We start from the raw sequence: 17,775 nt of genomic DNA on the forward strand, positions 1-17,775 counted from the left end.
AAATGAAGATGCAGGAAATGGACGCCCAAAGCGTGGCCAGCAAGTACCGCCTGAAAAAAGCTGTAATTGTAGCGGTCAGCCTGGCGCTTTTCGTCGTGGCCTCCGCTGTGGCGTATGTGTTGTGCACGCTCCAGATCAGAAATGTCACGCAAGAAATACTGAATAATCAGCGTGATATGGAGCAGGTCTGGATGGACAAGTCTCTGGAGGCCATCCATTCATGGCACAATGGTCTTGCTGAGCAGTCACGTTTTATCAGTTCGGCTGAAATGTTCCGACTTTTTGCTGTCGATGTTTCAAACCTTGGATCTGACGGCGCCATAAAACTGGCGGCTCCCGATGCGGAATCAAGCACTGAGGAGGCCCTGCGCTCGCTGGCCGAACAACTGCCTTACATGCAGGATCTTTTGCGGGATTTTGTCCGTAGCAGACAATGGACATCAGCCCGTATTGTCATGCCCAATGGTCAGCCCCTGGTTGCGCAGGATCAGGATGCTCCCTTAACAGAAATGCAGACGGAACTGGTACGCGGAGCGGTGGGCGACAAAGCGCTGACCTTTGGTCCGGTGCGCGTTCTTGGGCAGAATCTTGTCATCGACATGGTTGATCCGCTCTACGAAGTCCTGGGGCAGGGCAGCACCAAACCTGTTGCGGCTCTGCTGGCCACAATTCCCGTGGACAGGGCCTTGGCGTCCTTTCTGTCGCTGAGTCAGGAGCAGCATAGGGAAATCCGGCCTTGCATTGTGCAGAGTGAAGGCAAGGCCATACAGGCCATCAGCCTGCGTGGCGGCAAGGCAGAACTGCTCCCGACAGAGGTACAGCTGGATAAGGGCAACTTCACGTTCAAGCGCAGGCCCGGTATTGGGGAACAGGGCGAAGTGTATTCTCTGGGCAGCTATATCAGCGGACTTGACTGGTGGGTCGTTCTGGAAGTTCCTGCCAGTGAGGTTGACGCGGTACTGAAGAATCAGGCCCATCAGATTTACGGCCTTGGTATTCTCGGCAGTCTGGGAACAGCCCTGCTGGTTGCCCTGGTGTGGGCCAGTATTGCTGGGCGCGCCTATCGCACAACGGCCAATCATTTTATGCGCCTCTACCTTCTCATACGTCAGCAAAAGCTTATGCTGGACAGCGTAAACGCTTCGCTTCAGGCGGGACTGCTGCTGGTCAACAGCCAGGGACAGGTTCAGATGTGCAACCCTGCCTTTAATACCATCGTCGCAAAGACGGAGGAAGATATAGCTGGTTGCGGTGTTGCTGACCTGCTGCCGTCTGCCGCCGCCGCAACCCTGCTGGAAGGCATGAACACGGTGGCAGCAAACAAGACTGAAGGCAGTATCGAGATATCGCTTGATCAGCCCCAGGGAACCCGTTTGTACCGGGTTACGCTTTTTCCCTTTGAAGACAGGTTGCAGATGGAATCACCTGTTTCGGGCGGATGTGTGGGCATTTTTCAGGATATCACGGAGTTCCGGCGCAGGGCGGAGGCCGCCCGCGAGCGGCAGGCCAGCAGTACTGCGGCACTGGTGCGCGCCATTGAAAGCGTGGATGTGAACCTTATTGGACATTCGCAGAAAATGGAGCAGGTGGTGGACCTTCTGTTCACGACCATGGATCTTTCAAATGAAAATAAAGAGACACTGCGCCTCGCGGCCCGCCTTTCTCAGGTGGGCAAGATTTTTGTGCCGCATCAACTGCTGACCAAGACGGGCAAGCTTACCCCGGAAGAGCAGAGCGAAGTCATGCGCGCGCCAGAATACGCCTACAGGGTTCTGCAAGATTTGCAGTTCGGCCTGCCAGTGCCCGATGCCGTGTACCAGATGGGAGAGCGGCTTGACGGCACCGGCCAGCCGCGTCAGCTGCGCGGCGACGACATCACGCCCAATGCGCGCATTCTGGCGGTGGTCAACGCTTTTTGCGCCATGGTCAGCTCGCGTTCCTACAGGGCGGGCATGGATCCACAGGAAGCTGTCGCGTTGCTCAAACATGATCCGGGCTTTGACCAGGACGTTGTGGCAAAGCTGGCGGCCTTGTCCAATGACAGTTTGAAAAAAGCCATTTCCGCCGGAGCGGACGCATCTTCAAACCCTGTTCACAGCGAGATGTAGCGCGAAGAAACCAAGCCTCAAACCATTTTGCGGTTCAGATGCGCCGGAAGCCCATTTGGAGGACTCCGGCGCATTTTTATTATTGCGTATTCAAAAGGCACTAAATATTAGATCTGATTGAGTTTGAAATGCTTCACATTACAATTTGTCATTCTGTTGAAAATGCGAATTTAGGCTGAATCCGCGCCATATTACGGCGCTTTGCACTTTTGTGCCGCTTCAGAGTATTGACATTTTTCAAATTTACAATGCTCTAGTCGCATCAAACCACAGCAACAAGTGGCTCCTCGACACAAGCGTAACGTTGGAAATGGCGCTTTGCCAAATCAAGGCAGCCAATCAGCGCGTCCAGACCTGAAAAAGAATAAATAACCGTAATCGCCTTCTTGGTGGCGCCAGTGATCATTGCTCGCGTCGAATCGCTTGTGGGGCTGCCAAAGGGACCCGTGTCGTCGGCGAACACGGGCATGTTTTCAAGGGCCACGGCCGATTTGCCAATACCGGCATAGCCTTCACCCGGTTGGCCAAGACGTAAAACAATTTTCTGCCCGATGTGTGCGGCATCATATGACCCCAGTGGGAAGCCTGTTTCAAGTGATACCAGGTTATTGGCGTCAACCAGAGAGTTGATCTGGTACAGGGCTTTTCCCTGACGTACGCGACGGTACAGGGCTTCGGATGAAATCCTGTGTCTGCCCGGATCAATGCCAAAGGATTTATAGGCGGCGCGAGCCGGGGCAATATTGGGTATATCCGGTAAGGCTGTGGTGGCAAGTTTTTGCCCCAGCAAAGGGGCAAAGATGTTTTCATAATAATCCCAGAGCTCTTGATTTTTGGGATAGACGTCAACGGAGTAGCAGAGGCAACCCACATGCGTTGCAGGCCAGGCGCTCTTCAAATTTTCGTCAATGCTGATAGCTGGCATTAGCATGAGATCTCCTTGCTTCCAAGTGGCGGCAACACACTGGTGTTCTTTTCCAACTAATGAAAACTACTGGTATCGTACGAGATTTATTGCGCTTCGGCAAGAAAATGTATTCGGTCGTGGCGCAAGCGAGGCATTTTTTGTGACCTTGGAGCAAACACGGGGCACAAAAGATGCCAGACCTGCTCCCGCAATGCATGCCAACACCCTGCTGTTTGTGTGTGGTGGCATCCCCGCATCTGGACCGTAAAAATCTCCTGAATGCCGCTGCCTCCTGGCCCCACTGAAAAAGTGGTGTACCCTGACGCCAAGGGCCTGATTGGAGGGGAAAAGAATTTTTAAAAATTATCCCCTGGAAGTTCTTGCTTATCATTGCCGTTTGTAGCAAGGTCAATTTCCCCCCTGTGACAGTGACCGAAATTGCCCGCCAGCAAGGTTTCGGCAATCTCTCTGATTGCCCGGCCTCCCCAAGGCTGTAGAACCCGAATTTCGATCACCGCTCGTTGGTTGCGCTTTTGCGCCCAATGGAGCCTTCAATTGGCGCCTCCCCCATTGCGGGTACATCAGTGTTGCGGTTGCCGCGTATTGCGGACCGGTCTTTCCGTGACGCTTTTTTACCGAGGTTACAGATATGTGCAGAATCGGCTCTATCAAGAGCAAAACGCCAGTGCCCCCCTCAGTGGCGCTCAATCTCATGTTGCCACAACAGGAAGGACACGATAACTCCGGCTTCGCCATGGTCATGCAGGACCTTGAGGGCGTGTTCAGCCACTACAAGGATAAGCCTTTGCTTTCTTTGGCCTGTACTCCCCTGGGCGTGCAGCTTGCCAACGACTTCATGGAAAAAAAAGGTTTTGTGCAGGTGGCGCAGTGGGTTCCGGAAGTGGACAAAAAACCCGGCCTGAAGATTGAAGCCATGCCGCGCTACGTTTTTCGCAATTACGAGTATCCCGAGATATACCGCTACCGTAGCCAGGCTGAACGTGAAGACCTCCTGCTCGACACGCGCCTTGAATTGCGCGCCTTGTTGGAAAAAGACGGCAACGGCTTTGTGTTTTCCTTCTGGCCCGACGTGCTGACGCTGAAAGAAATCGGCGATCCAGCGGATATCGCCACCTATTTTCGTCTCTGGAACGATGATGGCCGTCTCACCGCAAGAAACATCGTCACGCAGTGCAGACAGAACACCAATTACGCCATTGTGCGTTATGCGGCCCATCCTTTCTTTCTTCAGGGATACACCCTCTGCGCCAACGGCGAAAACACCTTTTTCACCAAGAACAAAGAGTTTCAGAAAGCCCTGCACAGAGGCTATATTGGCTTTGAATCAGACTCACAGAACTTTCTTTACACTTTGCACTACGTGCTGCACGAGCTCAAGTGGCCCATCCGGTACTACAAGCATGTCATCACGCCCCTGCCTTTTGTTGAAGCCGAGCAGCGCGCCGACAGCAAGGTGCTGGGGCTCATCCGCGAATCTCTTGCCCATCTTGAGATCAACGGCCCCAACACCGTTATCGCCCTGCTGCCCGACGGCAGGATGATGACCTGCTGCGACTCGAAAAAGCTGCGCCCTGTGGTGGTCGGCCGTGACAAGGACATGGTGGCGATTGCTTCAGAGGTGTGTGGCCTCAATGCCATTATGCCCGACAGGAATGTGGCGGAAGACATCTATCCGCACGAAAGGGAAATGGTGGTCATTGACAACGATCTGGCGGTGCAAAGATGGAATCAGTAAAAACTCAGGATGTCAGCGTCAACGATCTGCGCTGGAAGATAGATTACCGTCCGGAAATGTGCACCATGTGCGGTTCCTGCGTGGCCGCCTGTACATTCAACGCCATTGAAGTGACCATGATGCGCCGCAGTGTGACGCTTTCGCGCAAGGCCTTTCCTGATCCTTCACAGGAGCACATGGCCCGGCCCGTCATTTCACAGAAGTCCAGCATCGAGCATGCCTGCGTCGGCTGCGGCATGTGCGAAAAAATATGCCCCAATAGCGCGATTCGCCCTGTGCGCAATGTCGACCAGCGCTTTCCCGTGCTGGCGCGCCGTCATGGCCCCATCAAGCGGGGCGGGCGCAGCAATCTTGCCATGCCGCGCACGCTTGATTCCATTGTTGTGGGCCGCATAAGCCAGATGACTGACCCCGCGCTGGATTCAGAACGGCATACCTTTGATATCCGTTCCCCTCTGGGCCGCGTCATGCTGGCGCAAGAACTGCCCTTGCGTGTCGAGGGCTCAAGCCTTGTACTCACTGACCGCACCCCTACGGTAAATTGGGTGTACCCGGCCATATTCAGTGATATGAGCATTGGCGCACTGTCCACCAGAGCCTGGGAAGCCATTGCCGTTGCCACGGCGTACCTGAACGAAAAATGCGGCATGCCCGTGCGGATGTGTTCCGGTGAGGGCGGCATGCCGAGCAAGTTGCTGGAATCTGAACAACTGAAGTATATGATCCTGCAAATCGCCTCCGGTCATTTCGGCTGGAACCGCATTATCAGGGCCATGCCCCGCATGAAAACAGACCCGGCGGGCGTGCTTATCAAGATAGGGCAGGGGGCCAAACCGGGTGACGGCGGCCTGCTGCCCGCGGCCAAGGTTGCGCCGCACATTCAGGCCATCCGTGGCGTGCCCAGGGCCACCCTGCATTCGCCGGCGAACCATCAGGGCCTGTATTCCATTGAAGAGTCGGTGCAGAAAATGCACCTTTCGCTCAATGCGGCTTTTGGTTTTCGTGTGCCTGTGGCCATCAAGTGCGCCGCATCGGCCACTTCCGTTTCCGTTTATCACAACCTGCTGCGCGATCCCTACAAGATTTGCGGCGGTTTTTTCATCGACGGCATACAGGGCGGCACTGGCGCTGCCAACGAGGTATCGCTGGAGCATACGGGCCATCCCATCGTATCCAAACTGCGTGACTGTTACCAGGCAGCCGTGGCCCAGGGGCTGCAAGGGCAGATTCCCCTGTGGGCGGGTGGCGGCATCGGCCTTTCGGGCAACGCCGCGGCCGACGCCTTCAAGATGATCTGTCTCGGAGCCAATGGCGTTATTATCGGCAAAATACTCATTCAGCTGCTCGGCTGCGTTGGCAATGAGCAGGGGCGTTGCAACGCCTGCAATACGGGCAAATGTCCCACGGGTATCTGCACTCAGGATCCACGTCTGGTCAAACGTCTTGACGTGGACAGGGGCGCGCAAAACATTGTGGACTACATGCTGGCTTTTGATGCCGAACTGCGCAAACTGCTGGCCCCGGTGGGCAACAGTTCCATGCCGGTCGGACGTTCGGATGCGCTGGTAGCCACAGACAAAGCCGTGGCCGACAAACTGGGCATTCAGTATGCCTGCTAGTACTTTGCACGAGGATTACAGTATGTTGCGCGTAAATACACTGCAAAATCACAAGCGGATGTCCACCCAGGATCTTCTGTTGGCCATTGAGGCCGCAGTGGAAAAGGGCGAGACGGATTTTTATATCGAGGCATCGGGGCAACACGATATCGGCGGGCCCCTGTGGAACAAGGACGGAAAAAAGCTCACGTTCACCGTGAATAATCCCGGTCAGCGGGTTGGATCCATGTGCCTGCCCGACACTGAAGTTCTTGTTGAAGGTTCGGCCCCGGCTGATGTGGGCTGGCTCAATGCGGGCGGCCGCATTACTGTGCGCGGAGACGCCGGCGACACGGCGGCTCACTGCGCCGCTGCGGGTGTTGTGTACATCGGTGGACGCGCGGGAACGCGTTCCGGCTCACTCATGAAGCATGACCCTGTATATTCGGCTCCCGAATTGTGGGTTCTCAAGAGCGTGGGCAGCTTTTCCTTCGAGTTTATGGGCGGAGGCAAGGCTGTCATTTGCGGCTATGAAAGCCAGACCATGCCGTCCATAATGGGTGAGCGTTCGTGTGTGGGCATGGTGGGCGGCGTGGTATATTTTCGCGGCCCGGTGGGGCATTTGCCTCACGACGTCTGCGTCAACGTCATTGATGATGCCGACATCGCCTGGCTTGAAGCCGGACTGGACAACTTTCTGACCGCCATCGACAAGCCCCGGTTGCGCAAGGAACTCTCCGTCTGGAAGCATTGGAAAAAAATCACACCCTTGCCTTTTGAAGAGCGCGATCATGATGAAATGCGCAGCATCGGGCAGTTCCGCGCGAAAGAATGGATTACTGACGGTATCTTCAGCGATGTGGCGTCGGATGATTTTGCCGTCAATGGGCTTGTGGCGCGTGGCGATTATCGCCAGCGGGTGCCACTGTGGGAAAACGCGCGTTATGCCGCTCCCTGCGAATTCAACTGCCCGGCTTCCATTCCCAGTCAGGTACGCTTTAACCTGCTGCGTGAGGGCAGGGTGGATGAAGCCTATCGCCTGGTGCTGGATTACACGCCCTTTCCCGGCTCTGTCTGCGGCAGTGTATGCCCCAACCCCTGCATGCAGAGTTGCACGCGCACACAGTTGGACAGCCCGGTGCAAATTGGCGGGCTCGGTTCCTGCTCCGCCGATATAAAGGTGCCCAGAGAAAAAAAGCGCACTGGCAAACATGTTGGCGTTATCGGTGGGGGCGTGGGCGGTCTTACTGCTGCGTGGCAACTGGCTCGCATGGGACATGACGTCACCGTGTATGAGGCCGACGCTGTCATGGGCGGCAAGCTTGAACAGGTCATACCCCGTGCCCGATTGAACCATGATCTGCTGAAAAAAGAACTCAAGCGAATTGAAGATCTGGGCGTGCGCTTCGTAAACAACTGCACAGTTGACGCCAAAAAATTTGCGGAACTGCGCAAAAAGCACACAGCCCTTGTTGTGGCCACGGGCGGCCACGTTGCCCGCGTCTTCCCTTGGCCGGGACATGAAAAAATCGTGGCTGGCATAGACTTTCTCAAGGCCGTGAACAAGGGTAAAGCCCCCAGGGTGCCGGAAAGCGTCATTGTTATCGGCTGCGGCAATGCTGGCATGGATGCAGCGGCAGGAGCCTACGCCGCCGGAGCCAAACTGGTTACCTGTGTCGATGTGCAGAAGCCTGCCGCTTTTGCTCATGAAATTGAGCATATCGAGGCTTTGGGCGGTAAGCTTGTGTGGCCGGTGCAAACTAAGGAAATCACGGACAAAGGCCTCATCACGCAGGAAGGCAGGCTTATTCCTGGTGAAATGGTCATTATCACCGTGGGTGAATCGCCTGACCTTTCCTTCCTGCCAGAAGGACTGGAAAAATTCCGTGAATGGCTTGTGCCCAAGCCGGACCTGAGCATTATGGATGGCGTCTTCGCCGTTGGCGACGTTATCAAGCCTGGTCTTTTGGTGCACGCCATCGGCTCTGGACGTGAGGCGGCTCTTTCCGCCGACGCCTGGATGCGCGGCGAAAGCTATGCGCCCGCAGAAAAGCGCCTTGTTCCGTCAACCCGGCTGCACACGGCCTACTTTGCCAAATGCCATGACAAAGACCTGCCAAGCCCGCAGGACGAATACAGCCGCTGCATCAGTTGCGGTTCGTGCAGGGATTGCAAGATGTGTCTCAAATCCTGCCCGGAGAAAGCCATTGACCGCAAGCAGGACGAAAACGGTTTTGAATACGTGTCTGATCCAGCCCGCTGCATAGGCTGCGGCATCTGTGAAGGCATTTGCCCCTGCGGCATATGGACCATGTACCCCAACTGGGACATGAGTTAGAGTCATGATGTTTTGAGATGCTTTGTGAAGGAGGAGGCCCTTTTGTAAAAGGGCCTCCTCCTTCACCCCCTAGAACCTTTATTACATTTTATTATATAAAGTGTTTTCTGATCTGAAGTGGGGGCATAGGCGTCGTCTTGCTGGCATCCACAATCTCAACGCGTATCTGCTCCAGGGCCGTTTCATTCTGCAACTGCTCTGGCGGCTGGCGTGAAAAGAAGATAATCTGTTCAGGGCGCATACGCGCACTGCCGCAGGGTCAGATTTTTGCGTAACTCATTGCCGTCTTTATCCGTAGCTTCGCGGCAGTCGTTGGCGAGTCTGCGAGCCTTACGAATGGCGACAGCGATTGTATGGAGTGAACTGTGTAGTTACTCAGGCTGTCTTTATCCGTAGCTTCCTGCGTCACAACGGCTAAAGCAACGGCTGCCGCAAAGACAGCATTGGTTAATTGAGCGGACAGCCTACTGATGGCTGTCGCTATCCGTAAGCGGTAAAGACCCGCTAACGGCTACCGCAAATCGCATTTTTCGACTGAATGAAAACTTTGAAATGTGAAGTATTTCAAAGTTAATCTGCTCTAGCACAACAGCTACAGGCCGGTTCGAACGGCAGAACTATATATAACAATCGCGCGCCGTGGACAGCTGTCCACGGCGCGCGATTGTTTTGCATGCTTTTCCTTTTATCCAAAACTGTGTATACTAATTATACGTCAGTTTATTGCAGGAGAGATCATTATGGACGTTCTGGAAGCTATTTTTACCCGTCGCAGCATTCGTGAATTTACAAATGAAGAAGTAAGTGAAGCTGACCTGGAAACCCTTTTGCGCGCGGGCATGGCGGCCCCCAGCGCGCATAACCGCCAACCCTGGCATTTTGTGGTTGTGCGTGACAAGGCTTTGCTCGGTCAAATTGCCGAACTGCATCCTTATGCCAAGATGGCAGCCCATGCGCCTTTGGCCATAGTGGTATGCGCCAACCCCGCTGAAGCCAAAGAAGCGGGCTTTTGGCAACAGGACTGCACCGCTGCATTGGAAAACATGCTCCTTGCGGCGCGTGGAAAAAATCTGGGCACGGTATGGTGCGGCATGCACCCCATTGAAGACAGAGTGGAACCCATCCGTCACTTGCTGAAAATCCCGGCGGACATCAATGTACTGGCTCTGGTTGTGGTGGGGCACCCTGCACAGCCTTTCAGCAAAGTCGATCGCTACAAGGCGGAAAAAATTCACCATAATGGCTGGTAGGCACGGCGTCTCGCTGTGTACAAAGTTCTGACCAGTAAAGCGGGTCGGCCCAGGAATATCTTCGTGGCCCGACCCGCTTTTTGGTATGGCGCATCACTGTATCAAGCCTGCGAGTTCGCACTGAGCAACTGGTGCAGCGTGCAGACAGGGCATTATCTGGATTTTGCGCCCCTGTTTTTTGCTGGCGCGCTGTCTTTCAGACTGGCGCAGGCTCCACCTGCAATGGCCCATAGATACAGGCTGGCAACAGAGGCATGGGGCGAATAGCGCTTTTTATACTTTGCAAAAAGCTTTGGAGTCATCGTGCGATGCCTGTACAGCATGCGCAAACCGCGCTGTATGGCCAGATCATCCCAACTCAGGATGTCCGGACGCTGCATTGAAAAAATCATAAGCATTTCTGCCGTCCAAAGGCCAATGCCTTTCAGTTGCACAAGCCTTGCGCTTATTTCTGCATCCGTCATGGCTGGCAGAAGCGTCAGGTCAAGCTCGCCATCCCGAACTGCGTCGGCGATGCTTTTGATGTACAATGCCTTGCGCATGGAAATGCCGCAGGTCTGTATATCTTCAGCACGCAGATTTTCAAAAATTTCTGGTGTGATGGGGGCAAACCGCTCCTGGATCCTGTTCCAAATGGTCACGTGGGCCTTTGTGGATATCTGCTGGCCGACAATGGAATTTATGAGCGCCTTGAACAAATCGGGCTGCACCTCGCGGTGAATATGTCCGATTTCATCCATGGCGGCAGACAGGACAGGATCACGTGACCTGAGCCATTGCTTTTCTTTTTCGCCATATTCAAAATAACTTGTACTGGTCATGCTTTTTTTCAGTTCTGGCAGGCTGCCAGATTTTTTCATGTTCCAGCAGATACTGCTTTATGGCAAGTCCCCCCGCGTAACCCGTCAGGCTTCCGTCATGCCCGATGACACGATGGCAGGGCACAATAATGGCGACAGGATTGCGGTTGTTGGCCATCCCCACCGCGCGGCTTCCGCCTGGTTTGCCCACCATTACCGCAATGTCTTTGTAGCTGCGGGTTTCGCCAGCAGGAATGGTCATCAGAACCCGCCACACGGCGGCCTGAAATTCGGTGCCGCCCAGGTGCAAAGGCACGTCGAATTCTTTGCGTTTGCCCTCAAAATATTCACCAAGCTGTACAGCGGCCATTTGTATCACGGGCGTTTGCGCCTGTTCAAAGCCTTCAGGTGGGGCTTCAGTGCTGAAAAACACCCCGCATATGCCCCCATCATCGGCGGCTATGCCGATTTTTCCGATGGGAAAAGTGTAAAACGCCATGTTTTTCATCGAGCATCTCCTTTCCTGTTCAGGACAATGCGGGCAGATTCACAGTAAAAATACGCACTCTCAATGCCCTGTACGACCTTTATGGTGCAGCACTGCGTAAAGACATTACTCTCGTACCTTCGCGACGGGCGGCTTTCACGCAGCATCAAAACGTTTGAAAGCGAAACTACACAAGTACGGGTTTGCTGCATAGGCAATCTTTGTGGCAAACCATGCTGTGGCGTCTCCGTTACGGGTTCATGCTTTCTGAGATTTTGATTGGACGCGAAACAAATGTGGCGTCGTGCCTGCCTGCTTTTTAAAAAACGCATAAAATGCTGACAAGCTGTCAAAGCCAATGGCGGCAGCAATATCAATGATGGACGCGCCTGTTTCGGCCAATAGTATTTTTGCCTGTTGTTCGCGCCTGCTGCCCAGATAGCGCATGGGCGTCATGCCATACTGCTGCCTGAACACGGCAGCCAGATGGCTTTGCGTAACGCCCAACTTTTTCAACTCTGCCATCAGTAGTGTGCGTTTGCCGTAGTGATCGTCAATAAGTTTTTTGGCCTGCTCGGCAAGGCCCGCGGCAGGCGCTTGCCCGCAACGTTCCGGTCGGCACCGCTTGCAGGGACGGAATCCTGCGAGCACGGCTTCTTCTTCACGCATAAAATACACGGTATTTTTTCGCAGAGGAGTTTTTGACCTGCACGAAGGGCGGCAGTACACGCCCACAGTTTTTACGCCGTAGAAGAATTTCCCGTCATATGCGGAATCACAGTCAACCACCGCCTGCCACATGGTATCGTCCGAAAATCCGGTCATGTGAAGCCTCGTTCCGTTTTCAGACCCGATATAGCACGGTGGCGATTCAGAGTCTTACTCGTTTTCAAGATGCAATTCATGCTGGCGACGCCAGGCCAGAGCATTTTAACTTTGAAAAAGTGTAAATGCTCTAATGCTGCACGAAAGGGCAGTGCGCCACAACGTGGCGTTAATTCAGCCGAGCTTTATCCGTAGCTTCCTGCGTCGCAACGGCTGAAGCCTGCGTCACAACGGCTGAAGCCTGCGTCACAACGGCTAAAGCAACGGCTGCCGCAAAGACAGCATTGGTTAATTGAGCGGACAGCCTACTGATGGCTGTCGCTATCCGTAAGCGGTAAAGCCCCGCTAACGGCTACCGCAAATCGCTTTTTTCGGCTGAATGAACACTTTGAAATGCTTCACATTTCAAAGTTAATCTGCTCTAGGACCACGCTTTTTTCAATGCATTCAGGGCGGATATGATGTCTGTTTCAGACAGCATGCCGTAGCCCAGGAACAGGCAATTCTTTGGGCACCGGGTTTTGTCCGCCCAGAAGCGCGAGGCGGGATACACCCTTATGCCAACGGCTTTGGCCCGTGCCGTGAGCTCGTTTTCGTCTGGGCCGTCCATCAGTTCAAGCAAAATGTGCAACCCCGCATTGTGACCGTGGATACGAACGTTATCACCCCAAAGAAAGTTGACCGTGTTCACAAATACATCGTGTTTTTTCTTTTTGAAGAGGCAGAGTTTTCGAAGATGTTTTTCCCAATGCCCATCGGCCATAAAACGGTGCAATACGGCCTGCTCAAGCCAGGGAACTGTACACTGGAAACAGGCAAATACGGAGTTGAACCTGTCATGAAGATGAGGAGGAAATACCATATAGGACATGCGCATGCCGGGGGAGAGCACTTTTGAAAACGTGCCAAGGTAAATTACGCGGCCGCCATGGTCAATGGACTGCATCGACGGGATGGGGCGGCCATTGTACCGAAGTTCGCTGTCATAGTCGTCTTCAATGATAAAAGCGTTGTTTTCCACAGCCCATTGCAACAGCTCCATGCGCCTGCTGATAGATGTGACGACACCTGTTGGAAATTGGTGCGATGGCGCTATGTGCGCCAGCCGGGCCGAAGACCCGGTCAACACGGCAAGGTCCATGCCGCCGGTATCCACAGGTACGGACACAACCGGCATGGCAAAACACTCATAGACGGCCCTGGCGCCGTCATACCCCGGATCCTCAAGCGCGACCATGCGGCATTCCGCCTGCAGCAGGCGCAGAATGACCATAATTGAAGGCTGCAATCCGCTGCACAATATCACCTGTTCCGGAGCGCACCGAACCCCACGGCTCTGGTAAAGATAGGCGGCCAGTTGGCGGCGCAGAGGCATATAACCGCCCGCGGTGCCATACCGGTGCATTTCCGCAGCATAGCCGGATTTTGTGCCGTCGGACAAAATCTCTGCTGTCAGCTTGCGCCAGATGGCGGCGGGAAAGGTTGATCCGTCCGAGTTTTCATAACTGAAATCATACTTGAAGGTTTCCCGACGCGCCTGCTCACCGGCACCGGACGGCGCAGAAAAATTTTTTGCTGGGCCGAAATCTGTTGAAGGGATGATCCCGTAGATGGAATTGACCGTATAGCCGCTTCCCGGGCGGGCAGACACATATCCTTCAAGGGCAAGCTGAGCATATGCGCTCTCAACAGTATTTTTTCCAATATGCATCTGCCTTGCCATTGCGCGGATGGAGGGCAGCCTTGTGCCCTCCGGCATGGCGCCTGACAGGATGTCCGCGCGTACCTGACTGTATATCTGTTGAAAAAGCGGTACGCCATTGTCGGCATCCAGTTGCAGCACACAGTTCTCCCATGTCAGTTATGAGCGTTGTGAGTCTGGAGCAAACTGCCGCTAAGACTACAGACGCTCAATGGTTGAAGGCGGTTGTTTTGACGCATGGCAGTGAATGGATTGCGGCTTCACGTGATGTGCCCATGCGTCCACCCGCCACGCGGCCGCCAGAGCACGTTCATTTTGAGTGGACGTTAGTGCCGCGGGTCATTGGCAAAGACAGCGCGGCAACATGCCAGCGCCGCGTCAAAGTGTCAGGCAAAAAAGCATCGAACTGTCCCTATTCATTATATATGAAACAGTGCTATTGTCGGGGTCGCATCAACATACACGAGGGACTTTATGCAGGCAAGAATGAAAAAATATCCACTGTCAGAAGAAAAAATACATGCGTTGCTTACCACTGAACCGGTGGCCAGATTGGCCAGCGCAGGGGCGGATGGTTTTCCCTATATTACGCCAGTACATTTTGTTTTTATGGCCGATAAGATATTTATACATGGTTTGGCCGCTGGCGAAAAACTCGCCAACATCAAAAGAGATTCACGCGTGGGCTTTGAGGTGGAGCGAATGATCGGGCTTGTTCACGATGCACACGATCCGTGTGGAACAAATACCGCCTATGAAAGCGTTATAATCAGGGGACACGCGACCATGCTTGCCGATACTGCCGCAAAGATCGCCGTACTGGATGCTTTTGTGCGTAAATACGCACCACAGCATAAAGGTGGGGCATATCCTGATGCGATGTTAAAGCTAACTGGCATCATTGAACTTTCAATACAATCCTGCACGGGAAAATATTATCCGGTATAAGTGCGGAAAGCCCCTGCAAAGCAGAATATCTTGTAAGGAGGCATAACTAGCTGTTATTTCATGAACTAATTTCTCGTTTTTTCATAACATGGCCATGTCATATGGCAATTTGACAAGGCAGTTTTGCGGTATATTGTATGAGCATGGGAGAGGCAAAATTTATGGCTTATTGTGAGCATGCTCACAGAAAACCATGCGGCCCACCTCTAGGATAGTGTTACTGGTGCTGCATGCCTTTGGGAATATGCGTTCTAAACGTTTACAGCATACGCTACGCGCCCGACAGAGCAGACACGCCGCGCTGACGCCTTCACGGGGAGCGCCTGCTCACGCAGCCGCCAGTGCGTTTCATAGTGAAACCATCCTACTGCAACTCCGCTAAAGCAGCCATGACCGGCAAAGGGAATGTCATGAAAATACTGCAGCTTGAATCCACCAGAGAATTTTCGGCCAACGCCATGAAGCGTTTCTTCCTTGTGGAGGATTCTCCCAATTTCAAGATTATCAACTTCAACCTTGATGCTGGCGTCGTATTTCCCGTGCATTCGCACGATCTGGACGGGGAGCTGTCCATACAGATTCTTGAAGGCGAGGGTTTTTTTCTGGGAGCCGACGGCGTAAAACTGCCCGCAAAAGCGGGGGACATTCTCATTTCTGAAATTCGTGAACCTCACGGGGTTGAAGCAACAACGCGCATGCGCCTGCTTGTGACCATTACCCCGCCCATCTAGAGCATTTTACCTTTGAAAAAGGTACATGCTCTAACGCTGTACGAGAATGCAGCGCGCCGCAGAGCGGCGTGGATTCTGCCCCGCCCTTTTACGGTGGGAACAGTGCGGATGAACCGCGCTTACGCCTTCATGGCGTGTGCCTGCTCATGCAGCAGCCAGGGCAGCTTCAATATAAGACTGCATAAAACTGCTCTGGCTCGCTGCCGGTTCAAACGCCCAATCCGGGAAAATGCTGCGCAAACAAGTCGAGGTAGCCATGTTGCTGACCAAGGATACGAGTATTTATACCCTCACCACGGAATATCCTTTTCTCATAGACTCTCTGGCAAACCACAACAAGAGCTTTGAAAAACTCAAAAACCCTCTTTTGCGTCAGACAGTGGGCAGGGTTGCGTCTGTGGAAAAAGCGGCAGGCATGGGTAATGAGAGTGTTCTTTCACTTCTCCTGTTCATAGCTGGCGAAATCATGACCACTGCCGGCGAATCCGTTGAAATTGCGCCTCCCGACGCCAGGGGCGTGCAGCCGGGCGACACGAAGGCGTCCCAGGAGCAACGCCTGGCCGCTCTCAAGGAAATAATCAAGGATCTTCATGACGGCGTGGAATTCAGCCAGTTGCAGGACAAATTCAATAAAACTGTGGGTGATATCACGCCGCAGGAAATTGCCGCCCTGGAGCAGACTCTTGTGAACGAGGGCTTGCCCGAGACGGAAATAAAACGGATGTGCCACCTGCACGCGGCCCTGTTCCAGGATGCGCTGGAAGGCCAGCAGATGCCGCAGGTTCCGCCGGGGCACCCTGTACACACCTATTTGAAGGAAAATGTTCAGGCAAAAAAGCTTCTTGCTGAAATCGGGGAAGCACTGGGTCCATCCAAAGTGCCAACCGAGGCTGAATGGCCTTTTGTGCTTAAGCGCCTCGGTTTTCTTGTTCAGGAGCTTGCTGGCATCCAGACCCATTATGTCCGTAAGGAAAATCAGCTCTTCCCCCTGCTCGAAAAGCATGACCTGAGCGCTCCTGGCAAGGTCATGTGGGAAGTGCACGATGACATCAGAGGCAAGTTCCGCCGGGCGCAGGAACTTCTGGCTGATAAAAACAGGGTGGAAGGCTCTGCGGCTGTGCAGGATCTCGTTGATGAGGTTGCTGAAATGGTTCGCAAAGAAGAAAACATTCTTTTTCCCATGTGCCTTCAGCTGCTTACCGAGGAAGACTGGAACCGCTGCCGCCTGGGTGACGATGAAATCGGCTATTCTTTTGGCATAACACCCCAAGGGGAATGGAGCGCGTCTGCTGTCAGACCTGCTGAAGGCGCGGGGCAGTCAGGGCTTGTTGATCTTTCGACAGGGCAGTTGCCTCAAGAGGTTGTGGATGCCATTCTTTGCAACTTGCCCGTGGATGTCAGCTTTGTGGGCCCGGATGACAGGGTGGCCTACTATTCTGACAGCGTGCACCGTATTTTTCCAAGAAGCGCCGCCGTTATCGGCCGCGAGGTGAAAAACTGCCATCCCCCCAAATCCGTGCACATGGTCACTGAAATTCTGGAAGCCTTTAAAAGGGGAGAGCGTGATAAGGCTGAGTTCTGGCTGGAACTCGGCGGCAAGTTCATCCATATCCAGTATCTGGCGCTGAGAAATTCGCAGGGAACCTATCTGGGCTGCCTTGAAGTGGGGCAAGACGCCACGCATCTACGCGCTCTGACCGGCCAGAGGCGACTGCTTGAATGGGAATAACGCCACAGGGCGTGACAGATGAATGTCTGTAAGGGCAGGAGGGCAACTTCCTGCCTTTTTTATGTATTCTTTGCCAGGAGGGCATATTGTCGATCTGTGCGCGAATGACTATTCCCCAAAAAACAGGCTCCGCATCCACTGGCGAAAAGACTAGCGTAAAGCTCTGTTCTGTGCCATATTCTGCCCGGTTTGAAAAACAGGAACAAGACGCGCATAACGTCCGTTTACTTGCGGAGGAAATATATGGAAGAAAAGCTGCGAAAGGTCAAAGACAGGTGTTTCCTGTGCGCCTTGGGCGTTTTTTTTCTGGCATGTTGGGTCATTTTGAAGCTGCATGGCTATCTGAGCGGCCTGGGCTTTGAAAACCGCTCAACAGAGATGTTGCTTATTGATTCCATGCTGTATTTTCTTCTCTTTTTTGCGGTGGTGGGCGTGAAGCCCGTCTCCAGCTATTTTTTCTCACTGTATTCAAAAAAACTGCAAAAAAAGACTGAAGTAACGGAATCCGCCGCTCACAGCGGCTAGTGTCATTCGCACTGAAATGGTTCTGGCCTGTTTATCCGCGCTGTTGCGCGCCGTGCAGGCATCCTCAACCC

Annotated in this window: 14 protein-coding genes; 9 read left to right on the top strand and 5 right to left on the bottom strand. The window is 53.7% G+C overall.

Going from position 1 to position 17,775, the window contains the following annotated elements; translation table 11 throughout:
• Positions 1–2: 2 nt before the first annotated feature.
• A complete protein-coding gene (locus tag ACZ5DH_RS04725; RefSeq protein ID WP_464255987.1) occupies positions 3–2,108 on the top strand; it encodes an HD domain-containing phosphohydrolase in 2,106 nt (701 codons plus the stop codon).
• A 262-nt stretch (positions 2,109–2,370) separates the two neighbouring features.
• Here ACZ5DH_RS04725 and ACZ5DH_RS04730 read toward each other — a convergent pair whose 3' ends face one another.
• Positions 2,371–3,039: a B3/B4 domain-containing protein gene (locus ACZ5DH_RS04730; protein ID WP_464255988.1), complete on the bottom strand. Its 669-nt coding sequence runs from the start codon at positions 3,037–3,039 to the stop codon at positions 2,371–2,373.
• Positions 3,040–3,664: 625 nt separating this feature from the next.
• Between ACZ5DH_RS04730 and ACZ5DH_RS04735 the strand changes: the two genes are divergently transcribed.
• From ACZ5DH_RS04735 to ACZ5DH_RS04750, 4 genes are all read left to right on the top strand, one after another.
• Positions 3,665–4,771, top strand: coding sequence for a class II glutamine amidotransferase domain-containing protein (locus ACZ5DH_RS04735; RefSeq protein WP_464255989.1), 1,107 nt, complete (start codon positions 3,665–3,667; stop codon positions 4,769–4,771).
• Complete coding sequence (locus ACZ5DH_RS04740; protein ID WP_464255990.1) at positions 4,759–6,390, top strand: glutamate synthase-related protein; 1,632 nt, start codon at positions 4,759–4,761, stop codon at positions 6,388–6,390. Before ACZ5DH_RS04735 ends, ACZ5DH_RS04740 begins: the two co-directional genes overlap by 13 nt.
• A 22-nt stretch (positions 6,391–6,412) precedes the next feature.
• The gene (locus ACZ5DH_RS04745) at positions 6,413–8,707 is read left to right on the top strand and encodes an FAD-dependent oxidoreductase (protein WP_464255991.1); all 2,295 of its coding nucleotides are present in this window, start codon (positions 6,413–6,415) and stop codon (positions 8,705–8,707) included.
• A gap of 740 nt (positions 8,708–9,447) precedes the next feature.
• Positions 9,448–9,957, top strand: a complete 510-nt coding sequence (locus ACZ5DH_RS04750) for a nitroreductase family protein (RefSeq protein WP_464255992.1) — start codon at positions 9,448–9,450, stop codon at positions 9,955–9,957.
• A 152-nt stretch (positions 9,958–10,109) separates the two neighbouring features.
• On the opposite strand, the gene ACZ5DH_RS04755 is transcribed toward ACZ5DH_RS04750, so the two are convergent.
• The 4 genes from ACZ5DH_RS04755 to pdxR form a co-directional block, all read right to left on the bottom strand.
• Entirely contained in the window at positions 10,110–10,778 is a 669-nt protein-coding gene (locus ACZ5DH_RS04755; RefSeq protein WP_464255993.1) for a DNA-3-methyladenine glycosylase family protein, read from the bottom strand.
• On the bottom strand, positions 10,756–11,265 hold the full coding sequence (locus ACZ5DH_RS04760) for a methylated-DNA--[protein]-cysteine S-methyltransferase (protein ID WP_464255994.1): 510 nt from the start codon (positions 11,263–11,265) through the stop codon (positions 10,756–10,758). Before ACZ5DH_RS04760 ends, ACZ5DH_RS04755 begins: the two co-directional genes overlap by 23 nt.
• A gap of 237 nt (positions 11,266–11,502) precedes the next feature.
• Positions 11,503–12,069 (bottom strand): bifunctional transcriptional activator/DNA repair enzyme AdaA, encoded by a 567-nt coding sequence (locus ACZ5DH_RS04765; RefSeq protein WP_464255995.1) that lies wholly within the window; start codon positions 12,067–12,069, stop codon positions 11,503–11,505.
• Between the two features lie 421 nt (positions 12,070–12,490).
• Complete coding sequence (pdxR, locus tag ACZ5DH_RS04770) at positions 12,491–13,912, bottom strand: MocR-like pyridoxine biosynthesis transcription factor PdxR (RefSeq protein ID WP_464255996.1); 1,422 nt, start codon at positions 13,910–13,912, stop codon at positions 12,491–12,493.
• Between the two features lie 345 nt (positions 13,913–14,257).
• Between pdxR and ACZ5DH_RS04775 the strand changes: the two genes are divergently transcribed.
• From ACZ5DH_RS04775 to ACZ5DH_RS04790, 4 genes are all read left to right on the top strand, one after another.
• Positions 14,258–14,719 carry a pyridoxamine 5'-phosphate oxidase family protein gene (locus ACZ5DH_RS04775; protein WP_464255997.1) on the top strand — a complete coding sequence of 154 codons (462 nt, stop codon included), beginning with the start codon at positions 14,258–14,260 and terminating at the stop codon, positions 14,717–14,719.
• A gap of 458 nt (positions 14,720–15,177) precedes the next feature.
• Positions 15,178–15,450, top strand: coding sequence for a cupin domain-containing protein (locus ACZ5DH_RS04780; RefSeq protein ID WP_464256504.1), 273 nt, complete (start codon positions 15,178–15,180; stop codon positions 15,448–15,450).
• Between the two features lie 256 nt (positions 15,451–15,706).
• A complete protein-coding gene (locus ACZ5DH_RS04785) occupies positions 15,707–17,179 on the top strand; it encodes a DUF438 domain-containing protein (RefSeq protein ID WP_464255998.1) in 1,473 nt (490 codons plus the stop codon).
• A gap of 243 nt (positions 17,180–17,422) precedes the next feature.
• Complete coding sequence (locus ACZ5DH_RS04790) at positions 17,423–17,704, top strand: hypothetical protein (protein ID WP_464255999.1); 282 nt, start codon at positions 17,423–17,425, stop codon at positions 17,702–17,704.
• Positions 17,705–17,775 lie beyond the last annotated feature (71 nt).

Source organism: Desulfovibrio simplex, assembly GCF_055387835.1.

Excerpts from the sequence above, each read along its gene's own strand:
- ACZ5DH_RS04725 (WP_464255987.1), top strand. The coding sequence starts at position 3 with ATGAAGATGCAGGAAATGGACGCCCAAAGCGTGGCCAGCAAGTACCGC.
- ACZ5DH_RS04730 (WP_464255988.1), bottom strand. The coding sequence starts at position 3,039 with ATGCTAATGCCAGCTATCAGCATTGACGAAAATTTGAAGAGCGCCTGG.
- ACZ5DH_RS04735 (WP_464255989.1), top strand. The coding sequence starts at position 3,665 with ATGTGCAGAATCGGCTCTATCAAGAGCAAAACGCCAGTGCCCCCCTCA.
- ACZ5DH_RS04740 (WP_464255990.1), top strand. The coding sequence starts at position 4,759 with ATGGAATCAGTAAAAACTCAGGATGTCAGCGTCAACGATCTGCGCTGG.
- ACZ5DH_RS04745 (WP_464255991.1), top strand. The coding sequence starts at position 6,413 with ATGTTGCGCGTAAATACACTGCAAAATCACAAGCGGATGTCCACCCAG.
- ACZ5DH_RS04750 (WP_464255992.1), top strand. The coding sequence starts at position 9,448 with ATGGACGTTCTGGAAGCTATTTTTACCCGTCGCAGCATTCGTGAATTT.
- ACZ5DH_RS04755 (WP_464255993.1), bottom strand. The coding sequence starts at position 10,778 with ATGACCAGTACAAGTTATTTTGAATATGGCGAAAAAGAAAAGCAATGG.
- ACZ5DH_RS04760 (WP_464255994.1), bottom strand. The coding sequence starts at position 11,265 with ATGAAAAACATGGCGTTTTACACTTTTCCCATCGGAAAAATCGGCATA.
- ACZ5DH_RS04765 (WP_464255995.1), bottom strand. The coding sequence starts at position 12,069 with ATGACCGGATTTTCGGACGATACCATGTGGCAGGCGGTGGTTGACTGT.
- ACZ5DH_RS04775 (WP_464255997.1), top strand. The coding sequence starts at position 14,258 with ATGAAAAAATATCCACTGTCAGAAGAAAAAATACATGCGTTGCTTACC.
- ACZ5DH_RS04780 (WP_464256504.1), top strand. The coding sequence starts at position 15,178 with ATGAAGCGTTTCTTCCTTGTGGAGGATTCTCCCAATTTCAAGATTATC.
- ACZ5DH_RS04785 (WP_464255998.1), top strand. The coding sequence starts at position 15,707 with ATGTTGCTGACCAAGGATACGAGTATTTATACCCTCACCACGGAATAT.
- ACZ5DH_RS04790 (WP_464255999.1), top strand. The coding sequence starts at position 17,423 with ATGGAAGAAAAGCTGCGAAAGGTCAAAGACAGGTGTTTCCTGTGCGCC.